The organism is Glaciimonas sp. GNP009, assembly GCF_054343755.1.
In genome coordinates this window covers 4,564,335-4,586,417 of sequence record NZ_JBTGUV010000004.1, presented here as the reverse complement: position 1 = coordinate 4,586,417, position 22,083 = coordinate 4,564,335, and the positions used below count along the sequence as shown (strand labels likewise).

The following is a 22,083-nucleotide window of genomic DNA, read 5'->3' as shown; positions in this document are numbered from 1 at the left end:
TCCACCGGCGTTTGGCTCTCCTTGCTACCTGTGCGTTCAGGGATTGGGGCGGCTTATTCGCTTGATTCTTTGGTCTGGTGGAACACTTAGAGATTGCCTAATCTTGGGGGAAATCGCAATTCATGTTTGGAAAAGGTGGGGTTTAGAAAACACTAAGCGGTTCGGTTCGGTTCGGTTCGGTTCGGTTCGGTTTGTCGATAATTGGAACGGTTGGTGCTCCGTGGATGCTGGTCGGGGGTGGCCCGACAGCCAGTTACTTTTTCTTGCTCCGCCAAGAAAAAGTAACCAAAAAGAAGGCGGCCGCAACTGACGCTGCCCTGCGGGTTCCCAAGCATTTCAGCCGCCAGTCGGGTTGAGAAACCAACTCGCCTACGGCTCAAACATGTTTCCCAACAATTCCCGACTGCCGGCTGAAATACTTGGCAGCGTCCATGACGGAGTACGTCAACTTCAACTTCAAGAACAACCGCAACGTCAACTGTGGCTGCGCCTGCAAGTCAACCGCAACGTCAATTGTGGCTGCGCCTGCAAGGTCAAAGGCAACGTCAACTGTGGCTGCGCCTGCAAGGTCAAGAGCAACGTCAACTGTGGCTGCGCCTGCAAGTTCAAAGGCAACGTCAACTGTGGCTGCGCCTGCAAGGTCAAAAGCAACGTCAACTGTGGCTGCGCCTGCAAGTTCAAAGGCAACGTCGACTGTGGCTGCGCCTGCAACAGCCACAGCCACAGCCACAGCCTTTATAGTTAATGTGATTTAGCTTGCACTATACTCACCTAACAGCGTTGTATGTTAATACACGCTTAGCTGAATTTAATGAGGCTCAACGAGCAATCGTGCCGGACTCAACCAGCATGTCGAGTTGTTCTGGCGTTTTTCCCAGTACTGACCGTAGCACTTCGTCAGTATTCTGACCAAGCGTGGGCGGTGCTGAGCGATAGGTTACTGGTGTTTCTGACAGGCGCAAAGGGCTGGCGATGGCGGGTAGTGTTCCGCCTTCTGGCCGTGGCAGCGCGACTTGTAGTTGTCGGTGTTGAACCTGCGGGTCGGCAAATACTTGGGCGTAGTCGTTGATTGGGCCAACTGGAATGCCGCCTTCTTCCAGTGCCGCTAGCCAGTCTTCCGAACTTCTGGTCAGCATCGCGCGTTCCAACTCCACGATTAATGCTTCGCGATGGGTGATGCGTCCGCTTACTTGATTGAAGCGTGGATCGCTTGCCAAGTCAGCACGTGCCATTACCTTGCACAAGCGCTGCCATTGAGTGTCGTTGCCGGCGGCTACGATAATATGGCCATTCGTGGTCGCGAAGACCTGATACGGGACTAACGCGGGGTGTGCGTTGCCGGAGCGTTTTGGTACTTGGCCGGTCATTACATAATTGTTGGCCTGATTGCCACCGAAGGCGACGATGCAGTCCAGCAGCGCCATGTCGATATATTGTCCGACACCGCTCATGGAGCGTGCGTTGACTGCGGCGAGGATTGCGACGCAGGCGTACATGCCGGTCATGACATCGGTGATCGCCACGCCGACCTTTTGGGGGCCGCCACCGGGCAAGTCATCGCGTTCGCCCGTGATGCTCATTAATCCGCCCATGCCCTGAAAGACAAAATCGTAACCGGGGCGATGTGCCGAGGGTCCGCTTTGTCCATAACCAGTGATTGAGCAATAAATGAGACGCGGATTGATCTTGCGCAGATCATCGTAAGCCAGTCCGTAACGCGCCAGATCACCGACTTTATAATTTTCGACCAGCACGTCCGACTCGGCCACCAATTCACGTATCAGGGCCTGACCTGCCGCGCTGGCGATATCGACAGCAATTGACTTTTTGTTGCGATTTGCAGAGGCAAAATAGGTTGAGTCCGTGGTTTCGCTTCCCTCTCCATCCCGAATCCACGGAGGACCCCAATGCCGGGTATCATCGCCCGTGACAGGTCGTTCAACCTTGATTACTTCGGCGCCCAGATCGGCCAGATTTTGCGTACACCAGGGTCCGGCCAGAATCCGAGATAAGTCGAGAACCCTGATATTCGATAGTGCACCTTGCATGTTGACCTTTCAAACACTAGTTGAATACGCTTACCAGGGCACGCCAGGAAATACCATTGGTCCAGTCGCCATTTCCTTTGGCCACACCACGACAATCTTGCCGTTGTTGTGCTGTCCCATACTCGGTAAGAACGCAACATTGTCACCCTTATCATTGAACCGTACTCGCCCGATCAGCGTTTCGCGATCACTTTTGCGTAGTTCCTCGGCGATGCCGCCGGTCTTCATAGTACCCTTGTCGGCGGCGCGTGCGATAGCATCAAACAGTAATTGCGATTGCACGTAACCAAACTGACCCAGATAGTCAGGCTCCGCATTAAATAAGCGTTTATAAGCCGTTCCAAAGGCAACACCTTCCGGCGTTTTGAATGCGGTCGGATACGGCAACAATGCCATACCGAACACGTTAGGCATCAAATCAGGAAAATCTTGCGCCATCTTGACCGTGGCTAACGACCAGATACCCACCATCGCCTTGACGTCCGGCTTGAGGACCTTGGCTGCGCGAAGAATACCGACGTAATCGTTTTCATAGCCGATCATAGCGATCGCCTCGGATTTGTCCTGTAGTTTTACTTTGTTAATAATTGGCTTGAAGTCGGTGATCGCCGGATCGAACGGATGCATCACGACCTTGACACCTGCGGTGGTAAGGCGCGCCTGCATTTTTTTGGCCAGATCGGTCGGCGCCTCCTTGGTGGAACTAATCAGCGAAACCGACTTGACGTTAAGCACGCCGAATAATCCTGCCATTGCCTTTTCATACCCTGGCGTATTATTGATGCGGAAAAAATTCTTTAAGCCACGTCCCGTCAATCCCTCGTCCGTACCGCCCGACGTAATGTAGACCAAACCCGCCTTCTCGGCCGCCACCGAAGCAGGGCCGACCAAATTGGATCCGTAGCCGCTGGTCAGCGCGACCACCTGTTGACTAGCCAGCTTTTCGACCGCCGCCACCGCCTTGGCTGGTTGCGTCTCGTTATCGATGCTAATGATCTTGATCTTGAATTTGCCGTTCTTTGCATTGAACTGATCTGCAGCAGCCATAATGCCCTCCAGCTCCGATTTACCAGCCCTTGCATTTGGACCCGTAAGCGGCAGTTCTGTCCCGACCAGAATCTCCTCGGCAGCGGTGGCCGCGTTAGACAATGCCACGCAGGAAAGTAGCGCAAACGACCCTTTTACTAACGCACCCTTTAAAATGAATTTCATGTCTCTTCCTTTTTTAGTTTTTTTGGTAGTACGTAATGAATATCGGGACCTACGCTAGCATGGCAAGGAAAGCACAGCGCAGCTGGGACGAGTTTGTCTAAGTCCTAAGATGCCTCGACTGCCAGCAATTTTAAACTTTGCTTCAAAAGCTTGCCACTGATAGTAGTAGGAATGACCGCAATTTGAACAATCGCAACCGGCCTTTTATACGGGGATAAACTGGTTTTAAGAAAAGCCTGCAACGCTGCCTGATCAAATTGTCCACTGTCATCCGTCTCTACAAACGCCACCACTTCTTCGTTACAATTCTCAATTGGACGTCCCACCACCGCAGACAACCGCACGCCGGGGAAAGTGTTGATCACTGATTCCACTTCGATGGGATAAACATTGAAACCAGAACAAATGATCAGGTCTTTGGTGCGACCAACGATAAACAATGCACCGTCTGGATCGGTACGCCCTATGTCGCCGGTATTAAGCCAACCCCCGGGCAACAATGCTTGCGCTGTCTGTTCGGGAGCGAGGTAATAACCGCGCATGGTGCCGGGACCGCGCACCCATAACTCGCCAGGCACGCCGGGTAACTGATCGACGCCTTGTTCACTCACAATGCGCAACTCTGCGCCGGGTACGATTTCACCGGATGAACAATCGCTACGGGGACGATCAAAGTTGGTGATAAAAAGTGAGCCAGCATATTCCGTCATACCGTAACCGTGGTGCATTGGTAATCCAAAGCAGGCTTCGACATCGCGCTTCAAGGTCGGATCGAGCGGCGCACCGCCAGCGTAGACATATCGCAATTTAGGTGCAGATACTTTGCCACCGGTCGCGTTAATCAGTGTCAACAAACGGGTGAACATGGTCGGAACACCTTGCAGGATTGAGAGACCGCCTTCAGCCAATGCCTGCAACGTGCCTTCAGCAGTAAAACGCGGCTGCAAATACAGGCTGGCACCGGCATACATCGTCGCCAGCAACACCGTCGCAAGGCCAAAGATGTGCGAGATCGGCAGCACCGCATGCGCCACGTCACCCTGCACCATGTTGCGCGAAGCACTGGAAAGCTTTGCAAAATGGAGCAAACCTTCGTGACGCATCATTACGCCTTTTGGCGTGCCGGTGGTTCCCGAGGTGTAGATCATCGCCGCGACGTCAATCGCCATCTCTATCGGTTCTGCGACAGCCGCTGGGTTGGTTGCCGTAATGGCTATCATTCCTAGTTGACCAATATCGGTCAAGCTCGCCTGATACCGCTCGGCATGCGCACGCGCATCGCTGGAAATCGCGGAGGTAAACAACATCACGCGTGGCACACAATGCGCACGGATTACGTCGATTTCGCGCTCTGACAAACGGGCATTGACAATAACCGGCCATGCCTGTAATTCAGAGGCGGCAAACAGCAAGGCGATCTGCGCAGCACAATTTTCACTCACCAGCATGACGCGATCACCGGACTGAACGCCGCTGTTGCGCAATAATTCAACGGCGGCCTCGACTGCCGCCCACAACACCCCATAACTGACAGTCTGTTTCTGGTCCGGCTCATTGAGTGCGATAGCATCCGGCGACGCCTTTGCCCAATAGCGTGGAATATCACTGATGCGTTTGACATCTTGAAGCGTGGCGTTCATGCAAATCCTCTGAGCGTAAATAACAATGATGGATGCCGATCAATCCGGCAAACGCAACACATTTTTAGCGATGATGTCGCGCTGTATTTCGCTGCTGCCGCCGTAAATGGTGGCCGGTGTTGACGTAAATAGCATCGATACGACATCCAGCTTTAGCCCACCGAAATCGGCCGCGATGGCACTGCCACCATATTCGTCGGCCGCTTCTACCAACATCATGCAGATTTTTTGATAAGTCTCCGAACCCCAGATTTTCAGTAAGGAAACGCCGGGCGGCAACGCTTCGCCGCGCTTAACGATATCTGCGAAATGGGCGTACGCTGCACACAAATCAGCCACATCCAGCTGTAACTCGGTGTACCGTGCCATGAATGCCGAAGCAGCCGGACCCGCAAACAGGCCGCGCGCATCCGCCAGCGCCGTAAGCTGTGCCAGCGCATATTGCGACTGTTTCGGGCTGCCCAAAAAAATCCGCTCAAAACCGAGCAACGCCTTGGCAATTCCCCAACCCTGATTAAGCTCGCCCACCAGATTAGCAAACGGTACCCGCACCTGATCCAGGAATACCTCACAAAAATCTTCGTGCCCACCGATATCTTTGATTGGACGAATCGTCACGCCAGGCGTATTCAGGTCAATCAGCAAAAAGCTAATCCCAGCCTGCTTCTTCGCCGTTTTATCTGTGCGCACCAATGTAAACATATGGGTGGCGTCCTGCGCCAGCGTCGCCCATGTTTTATTTCCGGTCACGACGAACTCATCGCCGTCGATCAACGCTTCGGTCCGTAGCGATGCCAGATCAGAGCCCGCGCCCGGCTCAGAATAACCTTGGCACCAGACATTCTCTCCGGAAAGTATCTTCGGCAGAAACTGGGTCTGTTGCGCCGCATTGCCGCGCTGTATCAGCAAAGGCCCAATCATGACGATACCCATGTCCGGCGAGCGCGCTACGCCATACTGTTCCTGCTCGTCGACCCACGCCAGCATCCTGTCCGGCGCCAATCCCATACCGCCAAATTTTTTCGGCCATGAAGGTGCGACCCAGCCTTGACGCGACAGCGTCATGTACCAATCCTTCATCTCGTTCCAGTGCATGCGGCTCGGCATATTGCGCAAGTGCTCTGGATAATGTTGCGCAAAAAATCCACGCACCAACGCACGGAACTCAGCTTCGGGCATCGCATCCCAATCCGCATCATGCGGAAAGTCACGGATCAGCGAAGGCGTAGCAACCGACTCAACGGCATCGGTAAGTCTCGGTTGTAATGCAGAATAACGTTGACGGTTAGCTGACGCATTGCCAAGCCATGCTGACAGATGCAAGGCACGCTTTAAATACAGACCGATATCGCATTCATCGGTGTATCCCATAGCGCCATGCAACTGAATCGCCATGCGCGTTACCAGCAGCGCAGCGTGTGCGCAACGTGCCTTCACCCGACTTGCTAATATTCCAGGCGGCACGTGGCCTTGATCAAGCGCGGTCAATGCATCTGCCAGGCAACTAGCCGCCAATTCGGTCTGCACGTAGCCGTCTACGGCGCGATGTTTTAGCGCCTGAAAACTACCGATCAATTTACCAAACTGTTGACGTGTGTTTAAATAATCAATGGTGATCGCCAAGGCACGCCGCATGACGCCTAAAAGCTCGGCGCCCTGCGCGATGCGCGCAGCATCGTTTGCGTCGGACAAAGCTTTATAGGCCGAGACACCGGACGCCAAAACGTTTGCAGTTGAAAGGCTAACGCCATTCAGCGTCATTTCACACATGACATTACCGTCAACCCGGGCCAGATCTACGAGGCGCAAGCCGGGCGTCGCTGCAGGAATCCAGAACAACTTCAACGTGCCGTCGCAATCTGCCGACACAATCCAGCCGTCAGCATCACTGCCCGGCGTCACAAATAACTTGCGCCCGTTTAGCGAGAAGCCTTCGCCATTCTCGATGGCGCTGGTGAGTGTACTATCTGGATCAAGTTGCCCAAGCCGCTCTTGCCACGCCAGACCGATAATTAGCGCACCGTCTAATAGCTTCGGTAACAATGTGGCTTTCAGCTCGCTATCGGATATCTGACACAATACGGTGGTGACCTGCACAGCGGCGGCGATGAACGGTTCTGGCAATAATTGTTGACCGCATTCTTCGGCGATAACCGCCACTTCACGCAATCCCAGACCAAGTCCGCCTTCGGCTTCTGGCACCAAAATAGCCAGCCAACCCATGTCGGCCATTTCCCGCCAGACGGCACGATCAACACTCTGCGGGTTGTCGCCCAGAGCGCGCAGGCGCTTAAGTTGATCTTTACGGCTTAAGAAATCACGTGCGCTATCACGAAATGCGTCGAGGGAACCTGTTGTCATGCGTAAAACTCCATATTACGGTAGCTGAATGATCGGGCGATCGGCCGGCGCAGGCTCGACATGCTACGAGCGACTAAAAAACCGCCAGGACCGATGTGCAGATGCGACTCAGCTAGTGTGGGGCCAAGCTGCGCCGGGGTGCAATTTTTATTCGTCGAAGGGGGAGTTTGCCTAGCCTTAACTTGCACGCAACATCGTGCGTGCCAAAATATTGGCTATGGGCAGATAGCCGCAGCGGAGCGCGGTGGCAAAGCTGGTTGCCTGCGCTCCTGATGCAGCTTGTTCACTATTTACGATAGAGAAACGACGGCCTCACCAGTCAGCTTGACACCACCGTCCAGACTCACCGTCGACAGTTCCAGCCGCACGCGATTTTCTCCATCATGCGTAAATTTCTCAAGCACTTTGCCGCTGCACGTGACGCTTTCAGCGACTTGCGTTACGGCAACAAAGCGTACTTCGTAGCTACGGATCGCCGTTTGCGGCACCCAGTTAGTCAGCAGACGCGCCAGATAAGCCATTGACAGCATGCCATGGGCGAACACGTCGTCCATCCCTGCACGTTTCGCGAAATCCAGATCAACGTGAATCGGATTATGGTCACCCGATGCGCCCGCATACAACGCCAGCGTGTGGCGTGAGATCGGTTCGGTAGTAAATGGCAGGATCGCGTCACCAACCGCTAATGCCTCAAATGAAGGATATGTCATGATCGTTCTCCTATATGTTGCGAACGACGGTGGTTTTGCGTAGTTCGGCCACCAGTGCACCGTCCTGATTGGTCACACGGGTATCGATCACTACAAAATCGAGCGCCCCGCCCTTCTTGTCGTAGATATCGATAATCTGCCCCTGAAAGCTGAGGCGGTCACCGGCAAACGCCATATGGTGATACACGAAGCTCTGACCGCCATGTAACACCTTGCCCCAATCGATGCCCAGCAGATCACGCACTTCCGCGGGATTAGGAGCGGACATCTCAAGACAGAACAGAAAAGTCGGCGGCAGCGGCACGGTCGGATAACCCGCCTTCTGCGCCACTAAGATATCGGTATAAATCGGATCTTGCTGACCGATGGCCTTGGCAAAAAAGCGCAGCCGCTCTACATTCGCTTCTGCACTGAATCCGGTCAATTTGTAACCTATGTAGTTCTTATCGAGCATGATGCTGACCTTTAAAAAAAGAGAGAACGATGCCCTGAAATAGTCGCATTAAAGTGGTGTCACTATGAGTGATGCCTGAGGATTCTTGCGAATGCTGGCGGATGACGCTCACAGGCCCCAATCGATAAGGATAAGCGCTGACATGCGTTATCCTTTGTTCTCAACGGCATCTCTGGCGCTGTGCGTGAGCACCAAAATATCGCTTTCGCCTTCTTGTACGATCACGTTTTTTTGATTGATCAGGCGAAACTGCCGTCCTACGCGGCCGCTATTCCCCCTTTTCCCCACTTCCAGTTCGATTATTTTCAGTTCCAGATGCACCGTATCGCCGACCAGTAACGGTGCCATAAAATTCCAGTGTCGCAAGTTGAGCATGGCGAGCGCCGATTTTCCGAAAATACCCAATTCGTGCAGCATGCCGGTGCAGATGGCAATGCCCAGTACCCCATGTACGACGCGCTCACCATAACGGGTTTCCTTGGCAAATTCTGCATCGGCATGGATAGGGTTCCAGTCGCCTGACATCATGGAAAAGAAAGTCAAATCCGTTTCAGTGATGGTTCTGCCGCTGCTTTTGAACGTCTGATCAATCTTAAAATCTTCAAAAAAAAGTGATCGCATGAAAAAAATCTCCAGTTATTTTGGGGTCGTCCTGCTTGAAGCAGGTGAATAGGCGCAAGTAATCAAGCTTGGGGATGCGTCAAGCCTGTGCAATCCTTTGAAGAGCCATTTCGCGTAATTTTGCGCGTTGTATCTTGATGCCGTTAGGGCTTTGCGTGGTGGGAAATTCGTCGACCATCCAGATACGTGCCGGCACCTTAAAGCCCGCCATGCTAGCCGCCGCCGTGGCAATCATTTCGCTTTCTTGCAGCACCTGATTGGGCAGTGCGATCACAAACGCCACACTACGAATCTGACGCGCGATATCGACTGCGACCACCTGCACATCGGCGACACCGGGCATGGCTTTCAATACATCTTCAATTTCAACCGGGCTCACCAGATAGCCACCCAAACGAATCGCATCACCCAGTCGGGTCTGATACACAAACGAGCCGTCTTCCCGCAATAGGCCAACATCACCAGTGCGGAAAAAACCATCCTTGTCGATTGCTTTTTCGGTCGCTTCCGGATTGTCGAGATAACCTGCAAAATTGGTCTGTGCACGAATCTCAATCACTCCACTGACACCCGCCGGTAACAACTCACCAGTATCCACGTCGCGAATGCGGATTTCAGCGTCATGGCTAGCTGGTACGCCGCCGCCTTCAATCCTTTGCGTAATCGGCAACGTCGCGGACTGCAAAGAAAATAGTGCCTGCACTTCGCTCGATCCGTACAGTCCGGTCATCGGAATCCGACGCCGCCAGGAATCTTGGGCGAACTCGCTCAGGCCCGGCTGAAAGCTGGCAAAACCGAACACGCGTGCCGTTGGAAAAGGATCGTACCCGCCCCGCTGATCAACCAGCCGACGATACATTTCGTCACTACCGAATACATGGGTGACCTTGTGCTGATTAATCAACTGTGCTGCCGACTCTGCATCAAAGGTATCCATGATCACCACCGGTATACCAGCTGAAAATGCTGCAAATGCTGCATTAAATCCATATACGCCACAAAATGGCAGCGCACCCAAAAGGCGTGCACCGGCATCCTCAAAGCCATACGCTTTTGCCGCACGCTGGCTATGCAGGGCAATAGAGCGCTGCAAATGCATGACCAACTTGGGCTGGCTGGTGGTCCCGGAGGTTGTGAACAGAATACTTAGTGCGTCCTCAGAGCCACGATCCGGCACCGTAGCATCCGGCAATCTGTCAAGATGGAAACCGACTGTCGGTTTGCCGAGAACACTGGTTGGCATGCCCTCATCCGCATCGACTACCGCCACGCAGGTGAGCATGCTGGCGGCTGCATGATTAACGTCACGTAAGATGGCTGAAAAGTCGATTTTACGAAAATTTAGCTGAAGCACCAGCATCTTTGCTTGCGAGCGCTCAAGAATGTACTCCAACTCGTGCGAACGATAGCGGGTATTGACTGTGACCAGCGACGCTCCGAGTCGGGCTAATCCAAAGTATAAAGTCAGCCATTCAATCCGATTAACAAGCCACACCGCCACCCGGTCGCCCGGCCCGATACCCTGATCGGATAACCACGCCGCAGTATTGTTGCAAAGGCGATCGAATTCACCATAAGACGTTTCGTGATCACCATCGATAAAGGCAATCTGATCGGGGTGCTGCCTCGCTTGACGCGATAATAATTCTGAAATAGTCAGCAAAGAGGACATATCAATAAAGCTCCATCAATTTGGCGTTGTCAGACAATTCTTCCGGCAGCGCCTCTCTAATAATGGCACCCGACTTCATGACGATCACGCGGTCAGAAATTTTCAGTGCCTCTTTGACGTTCTGTTCCACCAGCAGAATCGACATACCAGTCTGCTCATGCAATTCGCGAATCGGTCGTAACAGATCCTGAAACAGTTTTGGCGCAAGGCCAATCGATGGTTCATCCATCAAAAGACAACGCGGTTTGCTGAGCAGCGCCCGTCCAATCGATACCATCTGCTGTTGCCCGCCGGACAGTGTCCCCGCCCGACGATCATAGAAAGTCCGCAACAGCGGCAATACCGACATCACCCATTCAAGTCGATCACTGCGCTCGTTCTGCGGAACGCCTGCCGCCCACAAACCCATCTTTAAAGTTTCGGCGACCGTTAAACCGGGAAAGATGCCACGGCCTTCCGGCATCAGAGAAATACCGGACGCGGTCAGCGCGCGCGGTTCGGAGACTGGCAACGGCTTGCCATCCAGAAACATCTGTCCGCCTTGATGGGGAATCAACCCAAACAATGTTTTGAGTAAGGTCGATTTTCCGGCCCCGTTATGACCGATCAGACAAAGCACTTCATTGGAACGCAGTTCGATATTCACGCCATCGAGAACCGGCCGACCGCCATAACCAACTATCAGTCCTTCGGTCTTAAATATAGGGTTGGTCATGCTGCTTTTTCTCCGAAGTAAATCGCTGCCAGATGCGGATCATTCAAAACGCTCTTCGGCTCCCCATCGGCTAGCAACTTGCCTTGATCTAAAAACGCAATACGATCCGAAATGCCGATCACGATGTCCAGATTATGCTCAATGATGCATACCGTGACACCTTTGCGGACTTCATTACGCAGCAATTCAAGGAACAGTTCATATGAGCCACGATCAAGCCCCGATGCAGGCTCATCCAGTAGCCAGATTTTGGCATCGGTCGCCATGATGCGGGCCATGCTAAGAAATTTACGCTCGGCATACGCTAAATCAATCGCCCGTACATGGGCTTTTTTCGTCAGACGCGTTGCCGCCAGAATTTCGATCACCCGGTCGCGTCGCGCCTTACGTGCAGCCGCGCCGCCCGGTTGCCAGAACCATGAAATTGGCTCCATCACGGTGAGAATATTTTCTTCAACAGTCATGTGATCGAAGAGTCGCAGGTCCTGAAAGGTGCGGGCAATCCCAAGACGTCCGATCTGCCAATGCGACTTGCCGACAATCGACTGCCCGTTCCAGAGAATATCGCCAGATTCAGGCGTCAAATGACCGGTAATCAGATTGAATAACGTAGTCTTGCCAGCGCCATTTGGCCCAACCAACGTCGTCACAATGCCAGCACGCAGAGCCAGTGAGACATCATTGGTGACTTTTAGCCCGCCAAAACTTTTGTTCAGATGCCGAATTTCCAGCAAAACCTGCCCTGTGGATGCCGTCATTTTGCACTCCTTGCGCGCGCGCCCACAATGCCGCCGGGACGAAATATCATCAGCAACACCATTGCGACGCCATAGGCGATTTGCTGAATGGAGCCGATTTCGGTCTGTGGCAGAAACGACATATAACTGAACAGGCTTGGCAACAGCATCAACAACGCAGCGCCGACGATTGGCCCCAATAGTGTGCCGGTACCGCCGATAATCACCATCGCCATCAGCAATACCGAAGTATCCAGCGTGAAGCTTTCGACGTTGATGAACCCTAAATAAAATGCATACAACGCGCCCGCCACCGCCGCTAGCGATGAGGACAACATCACGGACAGGGTTTTGATGGCAGCACCATTTTTGCCGAATGCATATGAAGCTGACTCGCTGTCACGAATCGCCTTGAGGTTGCGACCAAAACTGGACCGCAACAAAATACTGGTGATGCCAATGACTATGAGCAGACAAACGACGGTCAGGAGCAAAAATTGCATCGGATCAACGACCGCATGACCGAACAACTCAACCGGTGGAATCCCGATCACGCCGCCGATACCGCCGGTCACAGATTTCCATTCCGAAAACACCGTCACGCCCAATACCTGCAACCCGAGCGACGCAGCGACAAAATACTCACCACGTACCCGCAATGCGGGCAATGCCAAAATCAGTGACATCAGCGCTGCCGCTATCATCGCCGCCGGGACCGCCAAAAATAACGCTGCGCTGACATGAATCGCAAAATAGGCGGCGGTGTAAGCACCGATACCAAAAAAAATCGCATGGGCAATCGAAAAAATTCCCGCATATCCCATGATGAAATTGAGTGTAATCGCGAGCACTGCATTGATACAAATCAGCGTCGCAAGATTAAGACTGTAAGCTAACATTTATCAGCACCTTACGATGTAATTGCGCGACCGAAAAAGCCCGAGGGACGGAACAGAATGAACAGAAACAGCACGATGAACGTGACCGCCTCGCTCCATTGCGGTTCGAAATAAACCAGTGCCAGATTTTCTGCCAAGCCGAGTAACAGTCCAGCGCACGCCGCGCCGCGCAGGCTACCGACCCCGCCCACAATGGTGGCAGCAAGGCTGATGAGCATCACGTGATGGCCGATGGCAGGATTAAGACCCGAACTGGCACCGCTGATAATCGCCGCCGGAACCACCATCAAAGAGCCGAGCGCAAATACGATGGTCGACAAGCGACGTGGGCTTAATCCATAAGTCCGTACCAGCTCAGGATTTTCAGATAAGGCACGCAAAGCCATACCGACATGGGTACGCATGAGGAAATATTGCAATCCACCAAAAATCACGATCGCACAAATGATGGTGATGCCCGATAGCGGCGATACAAACAGGCCAGACGCGATCTCGATACTGCGGCTAAGCGGCGTGCTGATCGATACAAAACTACGTCCAAAAATGATACCGATCACATTTTGAACCACGATACCGACGCCGAACGAAGCCACGAACAAGGTGAAAAACGAGCCTTCATGACGCTGAATGGGTGCATATACAAACCGATCCAGCAAAATCCCAAACAGCACCGCCGCAAAGATGGCGCCGCCTAGCGCCACAATCCAATGACTCTGCACCACCGAATACAAATCATAAAATACGTAGGCTGCAATGGTGAACGCCGAGCCGTGCGCAAAATGAAATATCTTGGTTGAGCCAAAAATCAGCGAGAAGCCAACAGCAATGAGTGCATACAATGCACCCACCTGTAGACCGTTAATCAAAAGCTGTAATATCAGCATGACTGCGATCCTTTTCTGTTACTTGACCGCAACTACGCCGACAGTTTTGCCGCCTTTGCCATCGACTTCATTAATCTGCATTGGGGTGATCACCGTACCGTTTTCGTTAATGGTGACCTTGCCGCCGACCAGATCGAAGGTTTTGGTTTCGATACGTTGGGCTAACAAATTCTCGCCGGTGATCGGCTTGCCTTTTAGATGTAATTGCTGTCCCAGCAATGCAAACAGGCGCACTGCGTTGTAATAGTTGGCAATATAGGCAGTTGGCATCTTGCCGTATTTTTTCTTGTAGTCCTCAACAAAGCGCTTGGTGACAGGATCGTTTGAAGCCCAATCAATCTTTTGCGTGGTGTACAAAGAACCGAGTGCTTCTGGCTGTGCATTGATTTCAGGCACCGAAAATGCGCTGTAACTGGCCAGTTGCTGTTTGATTCCGTTGTCGCGGAACTGTTTGATTATCTGTAACTGCTGCGAACCGTACGACGCGATATACACCACGTCAGGATTGGCGGCGCGCACACGGGCAGCGATGCCGCTGAACTGCTGCGCAGAGGCAGGAACCGAAAGTGATTCCATGAGTTGTCCACCGGCGGCCGTCAAGGCCGCCTCCATCTCCTTACGAATCGATTGCCCTAATGGGTCGTCGACATATACGAGGACGAAACGTTTTAGATGACGTTCGTTGATAAGGAACGGCGTCATCGCCTGAACTTCAAAGTTTGCCAACGGGATCGTGTTCCAGAAATAAGGACCCAATTCCGCCAGATCAGGACCGACGCCACCGCCATTAACAGCGACCGTCTTAGTGCGCGAGGCAATGGTCGAAATCGCTTTGGATACGCCAGTAAATGCAGAAAGAACGTAAGGGACCTTCTGTACGTTGACCAATTTGTTCATACCGATGACTCCTTGCTGCGGAAGTCCCTGACTGTCCTCATATTGAATCGCTAGTTTGCCGCCAAGCATATTGTCCGCATTGATATGGGATACGGCTAAATTGGCACCTGAACTAAAAATATCGCCGTAGGATGCATTCAAGCCACTCATTGGAAACAAAGCGCCAATCGTCACGTCTTGTGCCTGCACTGTCGCGGATGCCGAAGATAATGCTAAGGCTAAAACCGCCACCTTCAAGCCGACCGTAAAAATTCGTCCAAAAATGCGCATGTCTATCTCCTGGTTTAGTTTGAATCGCACCACCTTTAGCACGATTAAGCTTCATTATTATGATTTTATGTTGTCAGTTTTTGCGCAAGCCTGCCGTTTTTCACCGCACTTCAGCGTCAATCTTTTGAGAAGTCATGATGAATTTTTGCGAAGCCCGCGTTGCATAATCCTGTATTTCAAAAATATCATAGAGCAATACAAGCGCCTCCGGATTCGCTTTTTCCAAAGTGGGCATTCGCATTTCCTTAATCCGATAACGTTTTTATTTTTAGATGTAGCCGACATCGCAGCGATAAAAATTGCGGGAGAACTGCTTGCCGTGTAACGCGGTTAGCTGTGACAATCGGGGAAATCAGCCAATAACTCAGGAATAATGTGGTAACAATGCCGCAATAAGTCGACAACCAGCTGGGAAGTAACGAGCCAAAGGTCGGCCAAACATTCGCCCCAATATTGGTATCGTTGCATTTTGGAAAACAAGAAAGATTGATATGAAAAATCCCGTCGTGCTGGATTTTGCAAGCTTGACCGACATGACAAAAATGTCCGGAAAGTCCCAAATGTCTGTTAACGCCACCATACCCTGCCAATGTCGACCAGAAAATGTTGTCGATTGGAAAACTGTGCCGCCATCGCTCGACGAGGCACTGTTTGAAGTGGTCGGGACGCTATTTGAAGATCCTTATGTCGAACCCACGTTTGTCGAATTTCATCCGGCCGGCACGCGTTATGAATCGCCGGACGCGCCAATCGCACCACGGTTTTTCCCTTACAACCGCTGCAATGTGACGCGCTGCCTTACATGCGGCCGCTTCTATTTACGTTATACCGAGGCGGGAGGCTATTTTGTCGATCATCGGATTCGGCTCATGTCGGCGGATCTGCTGATTGATGCGGCGTTACCGGACTAAACCACGGCGTTATGTTTCTTTTTACGCCGAATGGCACCATCCTCGGATGGCGCTCCGTGGTGTTAGCCTAGTGGTGTGATGCGCACCTGGAGTGCAGTCACTTCCTCTTGCGCTTTTTTAAGAATATCTTGGGCCACTTCCAAGACTTCTTGCACGGTTGTTTTCGGCAGTCCGTCTTGCTGGCTGTCAAACGCCATTGAAAGGGTCGCGAGGATCGCAGAGGTACGGCAATGTAGTAACGTGAGATTGTCGACTATATGGATATTTTTTACGGTGCTTGCTTGAGCGTGTGTTGGCATTTTGGTTTTCTTGGATATTGTTTAATCCGCTCCCGCGACTAAACGGGTGGGCGGCAAATAGCCGGGTTAGTCGACCGATATCCAAAGCAATCGGCAGGCCGAAGCCTCCCAACCATTGCCGCCCCAAGAAGGCGCAACAAGGCATACGCACGAAAAAAAACGGCATTGCGCCGTCTGTGCGCTTTGGATAATTCAGGCGACTAAACCCGATTCCCTTCTTTTTCAGGGATTTTTTGAGTATCTAATAGTTTTGATGAACATGCAAGCGTGTGTTAGGCCAAAGTAGTAATGACCTATCGAGCAGAATAGTAATGAGCCAATTAATGGCAGACAAGCTGCCGCAAAGCACGAATTTACGCACGCGCCAAACCGCTTCGCCAGCATCTATAGAAACATCTAGTCGGCTAATCCGGCGCAACTTGGGCTAATTTGCTTTCCTAGACGATTTTAAGAGGTCGTCTGCTCGATACCCTTAAAGTTAGCGATCCTCACTGTACCGTCGGGGAAGCGGGCAACGATCTCCAATTCTCCGCCCATCGCTTCAATATGACTGCGCAACGTGGAGATATACATGTCAGTGCGGCGCTCCATTTTAGAAATGCTGGCCTGATCAACGTGCAGCACGCCAGCAAGCGTTTTCTGCGACAAACCACGCGCACGGCGCAATTCTGCAAGAGGAAGTTCCGCCACAAGTTGACGGTAGATCGCATCGGAACGCGCACGCGACTCCGGCGACATCTTACTTTCAAGCTCCGAAAATTTCCTAGTCATCAATCAGCCCTTCCTTTCTAAGTAATTCCAAATGCTCGCCATACAATCGATCGGCAATCGGCACATTATCGTGATACCAGCGGTTGCCGGTCTTGTCGCCACCCAACAATAGGATTACGGATCGGCGAGGGTCAAAAGCAAATAGCAATCGATATGGCCGACCAGCATGTTGGACACGAAGCTCGCGCATGTGGCTATGCCGTGATCCATTGACTCCACTCGAATGCGGAAATCGGAGACTGGGTCCATAGTCTCCGAGCAGCCTCACACTTGCCCGAACGGAAGCTTGCTCATCATCGCGAAGTCCATCCCACCACGCTCCAAACTCATTGTAAATTCGATTTCCCATGTAATGCCAAAAGTATGCCCTTCAGTGAATATGCCGTCAAGTGCATATTCCGCAACTAACGGCATCGGCAGCTCCATAAAATTATTCAACAGAGAGATATTTACGTTATTCACGCTTCAATCGCCCCACTTGCAAATCTTCCTGATTTATCATACATTTCAGTAATTACTGAAAATTCAAAAATCTAAACTCTCCTTTACTTAACTTTATGCCATTGAACTCTACAGATTTGGGCGCAAGCGAACTCACGCCGCTGACACCTCTCACGTCACGTTTCATTTCCCATTTTGGTGAGATGGGCAGTCGTTGGGGTATTAACCGGACAGTTGGCCAGATATATGCGCTACTTTATGTTCTTGGCCAGCCATTGAATGCCGATCAAATTGGCGACTATCTTTCATTTTCTCGCTCAAATGTCAGCATGGGATTGAAAGAATTGCAATCCTGGCGGCTGGTGAAGTTGTTGCATCGACCAGGTGACCGGCGTGAGTATTTTGAGCCGCCGAAAGATATTTGGGATATTTTTAAGGCCTTGCTAGAAGAGCGTCGTCGCCGCGAGATTGAGCCGACTCTCTCGATGCTGCGCGATGCGTTGCTAGAAAATCCATCATCGGCATCCGATAAAGAAGCCCAAAAAAGAATGCGCGAGATGTATGATTTGATTGAGTTATCAAGCTCGTGGTTTGATGATGTGCAACGGCTATCGCCGGAAACGCTGGCATCCCTGATGAAAATGGGATCAAAAGTGGGCAAGTTGCTCGATGTGCGGGATAAGTTTCGCCTTTCGCCCACCGCAAAAAAAACCAAGCTAGACAAGGTGACAGAACAGGAAAAAGGAAAGATCACTCCTCCTGACGTTCACAGGAAAGAATAGAGATGGCCTCTTTTATTTTTCAAAAACGTTGGTCTCGATTACCGCTCGCGGTTGAAATCACAATAATTGTGATCATCAAATTAGCGCTTCTGTTTGTTCTGTGGAAGCTTTTTTTCTCAGAGCCGCAAACCAAAAAAATGCGCATGCCAACCGCTCTGGTGGAACAACATTTTTTGACCAATCGCCCTGCTTCGACACTCCCACCAGCTACCAAGCTGACAGCGCCGACAGACGTGACGCAAGCTATGCCGCCAGCGCAGTCATCATCCAACTCTGTTTCAAACTCACCCTCTCCCACATCCGAGGCGCCTCATGATTCCCATTGATGAAGTAGTCAATCTATCGCGGCTGCAGTTTGCTGCCACTGCGATGTTCCATTTCTTGTTCGTCCCTCTTACTCTCGGCCTCGCCTGGATTCTGGTGATTATGGAGTCGGTCTATGTGATGACTGGTAGTCCGATCTATAAAGACATGACCCGCTTTTGGGGCAAATTATTCGGCATTAACTTTGCGATGGGAATCGCCACCGGTATCACGCTCGAATTCCAGTTTGGGACCAACTGGTCCTACTATTCACACTACGTAGGTGACATTTTCGGCACGCCTTTGGCGCTTGAAGGCATGATGGCGTTCTTCCTTGAATCGACTTTCGTCGGCTTGTTTTTCTTCGGCTGGGATCGTCTATCAAGGGTCCAGCATCTGTTCATCACTTTTTTGGTGGCGCTGGGTTCAAGCCTTTCAGCCCTATGGATTTTGATCGCCAATGGATGGATGAATAATCCGGTTGGCGCGGAATTCAATTACGCCACTATGCGGATGGAACTGACCAGTATCATTGATGTGATATTCAATCCGGTGGCGCAGGTCAAGTTTGTGCACACGCTCTCAGCCGGTTATGTTGCCGCATCGATGTTTGTGTTGGGCATCTCTTCTTTCTATCTACTAAGAGGTCGTGACACCGCGTTTGCACTGCGCTCATTTGCGATTGCTGCGGGTTTCGGTCTGGCCGCAACTTTATCGGTTATCGTCCTCGGTGACGAATCAGGTTATACCGCAGGTGAAGTCAACAAAGTCAAAATGGCGGCGATGGAAGCCGAGTGGCATACCGAACCAGCACCGGCCGGGATCACGGTCTTTGGTTGGCCCAATGAGAAGGAGCAGCGTACTGATTACGCAGTCAAAATTCCCTACGTGTTGGGTCTGATTGGCACCCGTTCGGTCGACAAACAAATTACCGGCATTATTGATTTAAAAAAGGAACATGAAGTCCGCATCCGTAACGGCATGCTGGCTTACGCTGCGCTGACGCGGCTTAAATCCGGCGACAAATCACCAGAAGCCATTGCAGCATTTGATAAGCTCAAAAATGATCTGGGTTTTGGTCTGCTGCTGAAAAAATATACGCCAGCCGTGGTGGATGCAACGCCCGAACAAATTGCGATGGCGGTCAACGACACCTTTCCTAAAATCGCGCCGATGTTCTGGTCATTCCGTTTGATGGTCGCGCTCGGCATCCTGTTCCTGTTTATTTTTTCTACATCGTTCTATTTTCTGATACGGAAAAAACTTGCCCAACAACGCTGGCTGTTGCGACTGGCAATGTACAGTATTCCACTGCCTTGGGTCGCGATTGAACTGGGCTGGCTGTTGGCTGAATACGGCCGTCAACCGTGGACCATTTCGGGTATTTTACCCACACATTTATCGGCCTCGACCCTGCAACCTTCGAGCTTGTATTTCAGTCTGGCTGGCTTCCTGCTGTTCTACAGTTTCTTGTTCGTGATCGAAATGATCCTGATGGTGAAATACGCACGACGCGGCCCAAGTAGTCTGCACACGGGCAAATATCATTGGGAGATTCTGGAAAAAATCCAATCGAACACCGCCGTAAAAAATACTGACCGTGACCCTAAACTGGTCATTGAAGGGAAAACGCCATGATTTTCGACTATGAAACATTAAAAATTATTTGGTGGGGTTTTGTCGGTGTGCTATTGGTCGGGTTCGCCTTGACCGGCGGTTTTGACTTTGGCGTCGGTATCATGCTGCCGTTTATCGGCAAGACCGATACCGAACGGCGGGTTGTCATCAACTCTATCGGCAGCACTTGGGAAGGCAATCAAACCTGGTTCATCACCGCTGGCGGCGCGTTGTTCGCAGTATGGCCACTGGTCTACGGAGCGGCTTTTTCCGGATTTTATGTCGCCCTCATGTTATTACTATTTTCCTTATTTTTCCGGCCCGTTGGATTCGACTATCGGAGCAAAATCGCCGATCCGCGCTGGCGCAACTTTTGGGATTGGGGTCTGTTTGCTGGCGGATTAGTGCCCGCACTGATTTTTGGGGTTGCTTTCGGCAATCTATTATTGGGCGTCCCCTTTCATTACGACGACACCATGCGGGTCGAATATATTGGCGGCTTCTTTGGATTACTCAATCCATTTGGCCTATTGTCAGGCGTTCTCAGCATCGCCATGCTGGTCATGCACGGCGCTGGTTTTTTGCAGACTAAAACGGAAGACGTGATCGCACTGCGCGCAAGCAAAATTGCTATCGGCGCAGCTTTGGTCACTATCGTACTGTTCGTCATCGGCGGCTTTTGGATCGCCACCGGCATCCATGGCTATCGCATCACCGCCATGCCAGATGCCAACAGCGCGTTCATGCCAACCGCCAAAACCGTTGTTACAGCTGCGGGTGCCTGGATGGACAACTATACAAAATGGCCGGTAACCTGGGCGTTTCCTGTCATTGCTGTCGTCGCGGCACTCTTGTGCATAATATGTAGTCTAGCTCGAAAGGCATTGCCAGCATTTCTATCGAGCGGTGTCGCGGTGACGTGTATTATTTTAACGGCCGGCACAGCGATGTTTCCATTTGTTATGCCCTCCTCACTCGATCCCGGCAGCAGCTTGACGGTCTGGGATGCAGTTTCAAGTTATAAGACGCTGGGCATTATGTTTTGGGTCGTCGTCATCATGCTGCCGATCATCATTCTATACACCAGTTGGGTATATCGCATCATGCGCGGCAAGGTGACCATTCAGGATATTCACGATAACGAACATACTGCTTATTAATATTGATTGCTAACGTTGGTTACTAACATTCCTTACTCCTATGATTAAAATAGGAGTAAGGAAAAAAAGGAGAAGTTATGTGGTATTTCGCATGGATTTTAGGAGTTGGATTGGCACTCGCCTTCGGCATCATCAACGTGATGTGGCTAGAGTCCAACTATGCATTTGGCAGCCGCGATGAAGACACGACACGTGGACGTTTTGAAGATGCGGCGAAAGAGGAAGAGAGCAAATTGCAAAAAAAATAGTCGATGTCGGCAGAAAAAGCCATCCAAAATGGCGTGCCGACTCCTTGACTCTCTCCACATATCACAATCCTCATCGGATAAGTCGGGATCAATCCTCTTAACTTGCGTGTCCAATAAAAATTGGACACCACATTGGTGGTATACCGCAATAAAAAAACGCTCATATTTCTCCTTCTTTTGATCCCTAAGTAATTCCCCTATTTCCCCTTCACACACCGTCCGTCACGCAACAATCACGCCTATTATTTGATGCGATAGGGACTTGTTCAAACGCGTCCCGCATGACGTGCCAACGCAGACAACAGGCACGTGCACAAGGAAAGCACACCGCCGCTAGTGCGGATTTGCGTAGGTCCTGACGACATGTAAAGAGCACCATTGGGGAGGGTATGAACCATGCGGTAATTTATTCAGAACTACGCCGATTTTCT

The 22,083-nt window shown here is 51.6% G+C and carries 25 protein-coding genes; 7 read left to right on the top strand and 18 right to left on the bottom strand.

All coding sequences use genetic code 11. The features are described from left to right. Positions 1–376 precede the first annotated feature (376 nt). The 14 genes from ACXX82_RS21110 to ACXX82_RS21045 form a co-directional block, all read right to left on the bottom strand. Positions 377–724 (bottom strand): hypothetical protein, encoded by a 348-nt coding sequence (locus tag ACXX82_RS21110; protein ID WP_458563644.1) that lies wholly within the window; start codon positions 722–724, stop codon positions 377–379. Positions 725–818: 94 nt separating this feature from the next. After that, positions 819–2,048: a CaiB/BaiF CoA transferase family protein gene (locus tag ACXX82_RS21105; RefSeq protein ID WP_323507420.1), complete on the bottom strand. Its 1,230-nt coding sequence runs from the start codon at positions 2,046–2,048 to the stop codon at positions 819–821. A 30-nt stretch (positions 2,049–2,078) separates the two neighbouring features. Beyond that, positions 2,079–3,260 (bottom strand): ABC transporter substrate-binding protein, encoded by a 1,182-nt coding sequence (locus ACXX82_RS21100; RefSeq protein WP_458563643.1) that lies wholly within the window; start codon positions 3,258–3,260, stop codon positions 2,079–2,081. Positions 3,261–3,364: 104 nt separating this feature from the next. Further along, positions 3,365–4,900, bottom strand: a complete 1,536-nt coding sequence (locus tag ACXX82_RS21095) for a class I adenylate-forming enzyme family protein (RefSeq protein ID WP_458563642.1) — start codon at positions 4,898–4,900, stop codon at positions 3,365–3,367. Between the two features lie 39 nt (positions 4,901–4,939). Beyond that, a complete protein-coding gene (locus ACXX82_RS21090) occupies positions 4,940–7,261 on the bottom strand; it encodes an acyl-CoA dehydrogenase family protein (RefSeq protein ID WP_458563641.1) in 2,322 nt (773 codons plus the stop codon). Positions 7,262–7,551: 290 nt separating this feature from the next. Beyond that, a complete protein-coding gene (locus ACXX82_RS21085) occupies positions 7,552–7,971 on the bottom strand; it encodes a MaoC family dehydratase (protein ID WP_458563640.1) in 420 nt (139 codons plus the stop codon). 10 nt (positions 7,972–7,981) lie between these two features. Beyond that, positions 7,982–8,425, bottom strand: a complete 444-nt coding sequence (locus ACXX82_RS21080; protein WP_458563639.1) for a MaoC family dehydratase N-terminal domain-containing protein — start codon at positions 8,423–8,425, stop codon at positions 7,982–7,984. A 147-nt stretch (positions 8,426–8,572) separates the two neighbouring features. Then, positions 8,573–9,046, bottom strand: coding sequence for a MaoC/PaaZ C-terminal domain-containing protein (locus ACXX82_RS21075; RefSeq protein ID WP_322238108.1), 474 nt, complete (start codon positions 9,044–9,046; stop codon positions 8,573–8,575). A 79-nt stretch (positions 9,047–9,125) separates the two neighbouring features. Continuing rightward, complete coding sequence (locus tag ACXX82_RS21070) at positions 9,126–10,718, bottom strand: AMP-binding protein (RefSeq protein ID WP_458563638.1); 1,593 nt, start codon at positions 10,716–10,718, stop codon at positions 9,126–9,128. 1 nt (position 10,719) lies between these two features. Next, positions 10,720–11,433, bottom strand: a complete 714-nt coding sequence (locus tag ACXX82_RS21065) for an ABC transporter ATP-binding protein (RefSeq protein ID WP_458563637.1) — start codon at positions 11,431–11,433, stop codon at positions 10,720–10,722. Then, complete coding sequence (locus tag ACXX82_RS21060) at positions 11,430–12,191, bottom strand: ABC transporter ATP-binding protein (protein ID WP_458563636.1); 762 nt, start codon at positions 12,189–12,191, stop codon at positions 11,430–11,432. The genes ACXX82_RS21065 and ACXX82_RS21060 overlap by 4 nt, the downstream gene beginning before the upstream one ends. Further along, positions 12,188–13,069, bottom strand: coding sequence for a branched-chain amino acid ABC transporter permease (locus tag ACXX82_RS21055; RefSeq protein ID WP_458563635.1), 882 nt, complete (start codon positions 13,067–13,069; stop codon positions 12,188–12,190). Before ACXX82_RS21055 ends, ACXX82_RS21060 begins: the two co-directional genes overlap by 4 nt. Positions 13,070–13,080: 11 nt before the next feature. Further along, a complete protein-coding gene (locus ACXX82_RS21050) occupies positions 13,081–13,953 on the bottom strand; it encodes a branched-chain amino acid ABC transporter permease (protein ID WP_322238099.1) in 873 nt (290 codons plus the stop codon). An 18-nt stretch (positions 13,954–13,971) separates the two neighbouring features. Continuing rightward, complete coding sequence (locus tag ACXX82_RS21045; RefSeq protein ID WP_458563634.1) at positions 13,972–15,120, bottom strand: ABC transporter substrate-binding protein; 1,149 nt, start codon at positions 15,118–15,120, stop codon at positions 13,972–13,974. On the opposite strand from ACXX82_RS21045, the gene ACXX82_RS21040 reads away from it, so the two are divergent. Further along, complete coding sequence (locus tag ACXX82_RS21040) at positions 15,119–15,445, top strand: hypothetical protein (protein WP_322238095.1); 327 nt, start codon at positions 15,119–15,121, stop codon at positions 15,443–15,445. The two genes, ACXX82_RS21045 and ACXX82_RS21040, sit on opposite strands and share 2 nt — an antisense overlap. Before the next feature lie 166 nt (positions 15,446–15,611). Beyond that, the gene (locus ACXX82_RS21035) at positions 15,612–16,031 is read left to right on the top strand and encodes a hypothetical protein (RefSeq protein WP_322238093.1); all 420 of its coding nucleotides are present in this window, start codon (positions 15,612–15,614) and stop codon (positions 16,029–16,031) included. A gap of 62 nt (positions 16,032–16,093) precedes the next feature. Here the strand turns inward: ACXX82_RS21035 and ACXX82_RS21030 are convergent, their stop codons facing one another. The 4 genes from ACXX82_RS21030 to ACXX82_RS21015 all read right to left on the bottom strand — a co-directional run bounded on the left by ACXX82_RS21030 (position 16,094) and on the right by ACXX82_RS21015 (position 17,563). After that, entirely contained in the window at positions 16,094–16,330 is a 237-nt protein-coding gene (locus tag ACXX82_RS21030; protein ID WP_322238091.1) for a hypothetical protein, read from the bottom strand. A gap of 447 nt (positions 16,331–16,777) precedes the next feature. After that, positions 16,778–17,101 carry an XRE family transcriptional regulator gene (locus ACXX82_RS21025; RefSeq protein WP_322238089.1) on the bottom strand — a complete coding sequence of 108 codons (324 nt, stop codon included), beginning with the start codon at positions 17,099–17,101 and terminating at the stop codon, positions 16,778–16,780. Beyond that, complete coding sequence (locus ACXX82_RS21020; RefSeq protein ID WP_322238087.1) at positions 17,094–17,450, bottom strand: type II toxin-antitoxin system RelE/ParE family toxin; 357 nt, start codon at positions 17,448–17,450, stop codon at positions 17,094–17,096. Before ACXX82_RS21020 ends, ACXX82_RS21025 begins: the two co-directional genes overlap by 8 nt. After that, positions 17,366–17,563, bottom strand: a complete 198-nt coding sequence (locus ACXX82_RS21015) for a hypothetical protein (protein ID WP_458564060.1) — start codon at positions 17,561–17,563, stop codon at positions 17,366–17,368. Before ACXX82_RS21015 ends, ACXX82_RS21020 begins: the two co-directional genes overlap by 85 nt. A gap of 95 nt (positions 17,564–17,658) precedes the next feature. Here ACXX82_RS21015 and ACXX82_RS21010 point away from each other — a divergent pair, with 95 nt between their 5' ends. The 5 genes from ACXX82_RS21010 (at position 17,659) to cydX (ending at position 21,652) form a co-directional block, all read left to right on the top strand. Further along, positions 17,659–18,324: a GbsR/MarR family transcriptional regulator gene (locus ACXX82_RS21010; RefSeq protein ID WP_323518641.1), complete on the top strand. Its 666-nt coding sequence runs from the start codon at positions 17,659–17,661 to the stop codon at positions 18,322–18,324. A gap of 2 nt (positions 18,325–18,326) precedes the next feature. Beyond that, on the top strand, positions 18,327–18,650 hold the full coding sequence (cydP, locus tag ACXX82_RS21005) for a cytochrome oxidase putative small subunit CydP (protein ID WP_322238083.1): 324 nt from the start codon (positions 18,327–18,329) through the stop codon (positions 18,648–18,650). After that, complete coding sequence (locus tag ACXX82_RS21000) at positions 18,637–20,265, top strand: cytochrome ubiquinol oxidase subunit I (RefSeq protein ID WP_322238081.1); 1,629 nt, start codon at positions 18,637–18,639, stop codon at positions 20,263–20,265. Before cydP ends, ACXX82_RS21000 begins: the two co-directional genes overlap by 14 nt. Further along, entirely contained in the window at positions 20,262–21,404 is a 1,143-nt protein-coding gene (gene cydB / locus ACXX82_RS20995; RefSeq protein WP_323507333.1) for a cytochrome d ubiquinol oxidase subunit II, read from the top strand. The genes ACXX82_RS21000 and cydB overlap by 4 nt, the downstream gene beginning before the upstream one ends. A 77-nt stretch (positions 21,405–21,481) precedes the next feature. Continuing rightward, on the top strand, positions 21,482–21,652 hold the full coding sequence (cydX, locus tag ACXX82_RS20990) for a cytochrome bd-I oxidase subunit CydX (protein WP_322238078.1): 171 nt from the start codon (positions 21,482–21,484) through the stop codon (positions 21,650–21,652). Positions 21,653–22,083: the final 431 nt, after the last annotated feature.

Bases quoted from the DNA above. Each gene is read 5' to 3' on its own strand.
- cydX (WP_322238078.1), top strand. From the start codon at position 21,482: ATGTGGTATTTCGCATGGATTTTAGGAGTTGGATTGGCACTCGCCTTC.
- ACXX82_RS21030 (WP_322238091.1), bottom strand. From the start codon at position 16,330: ATGCCAACACACGCTCAAGCAAGCACCGTAAAAAATATCCATATAGTC.
- ACXX82_RS21100 (WP_458563643.1), bottom strand. From the start codon at position 3,260: ATGAAATTCATTTTAAAGGGTGCGTTAGTAAAAGGGTCGTTTGCGCTA.
- ACXX82_RS21055 (WP_458563635.1), bottom strand. From the start codon at position 13,069: ATGTTAGCTTACAGTCTTAATCTTGCGACGCTGATTTGTATCAATGCA.
- ACXX82_RS21025 (WP_322238089.1), bottom strand. From the start codon at position 17,101: ATGACTAGGAAATTTTCGGAGCTTGAAAGTAAGATGTCGCCGGAGTCG.
- ACXX82_RS21105 (WP_323507420.1), bottom strand. From the start codon at position 2,048: ATGCAAGGTGCACTATCGAATATCAGGGTTCTCGACTTATCTCGGATT.
- ACXX82_RS21000 (WP_322238081.1), top strand. From the start codon at position 18,637: ATGATTCCCATTGATGAAGTAGTCAATCTATCGCGGCTGCAGTTTGCT.
- ACXX82_RS21075 (WP_322238108.1), bottom strand. From the start codon at position 9,046: ATGCGATCACTTTTTTTTGAAGATTTTAAGATTGATCAGACGTTCAAA.
- cydP (WP_322238083.1), top strand. From the start codon at position 18,327: ATGGCCTCTTTTATTTTTCAAAAACGTTGGTCTCGATTACCGCTCGCG.
- ACXX82_RS21095 (WP_458563642.1), bottom strand. From the start codon at position 4,900: ATGAACGCCACGCTTCAAGATGTCAAACGCATCAGTGATATTCCACGC.
- ACXX82_RS21065 (WP_458563637.1), bottom strand. From the start codon at position 11,433: ATGACCAACCCTATATTTAAGACCGAAGGACTGATAGTTGGTTATGGC.
- ACXX82_RS21060 (WP_458563636.1), bottom strand. From the start codon at position 12,191: ATGACGGCATCCACAGGGCAGGTTTTGCTGGAAATTCGGCATCTGAAC.
- ACXX82_RS21050 (WP_322238099.1), bottom strand. From the start codon at position 13,953: ATGCTGATATTACAGCTTTTGATTAACGGTCTACAGGTGGGTGCATTG.
- ACXX82_RS21010 (WP_323518641.1), top strand. From the start codon at position 17,659: ATGCCATTGAACTCTACAGATTTGGGCGCAAGCGAACTCACGCCGCTG.
- ACXX82_RS21070 (WP_458563638.1), bottom strand. From the start codon at position 10,718: ATGTCCTCTTTGCTGACTATTTCAGAATTATTATCGCGTCAAGCGAGG.
- ACXX82_RS21035 (WP_322238093.1), top strand. From the start codon at position 15,612: ATGAAAAATCCCGTCGTGCTGGATTTTGCAAGCTTGACCGACATGACA.
- ACXX82_RS21085 (WP_458563640.1), bottom strand. From the start codon at position 7,971: ATGACATATCCTTCATTTGAGGCATTAGCGGTTGGTGACGCGATCCTG.
- ACXX82_RS21045 (WP_458563634.1), bottom strand. From the start codon at position 15,120: ATGCGCATTTTTGGACGAATTTTTACGGTCGGCTTGAAGGTGGCGGTT.
- ACXX82_RS21040 (WP_322238095.1), top strand. From the start codon at position 15,119: ATGTCTATCTCCTGGTTTAGTTTGAATCGCACCACCTTTAGCACGATT.
- ACXX82_RS21090 (WP_458563641.1), bottom strand. From the start codon at position 7,261: ATGACAACAGGTTCCCTCGACGCATTTCGTGATAGCGCACGTGATTTC.
- ACXX82_RS21020 (WP_322238087.1), bottom strand. From the start codon at position 17,450: ATGGGAAATCGAATTTACAATGAGTTTGGAGCGTGGTGGGATGGACTT.
- cydB (WP_323507333.1), top strand. From the start codon at position 20,262: ATGATTTTCGACTATGAAACATTAAAAATTATTTGGTGGGGTTTTGTC.
- ACXX82_RS21080 (WP_458563639.1), bottom strand. From the start codon at position 8,425: ATGCTCGATAAGAACTACATAGGTTACAAATTGACCGGATTCAGTGCA.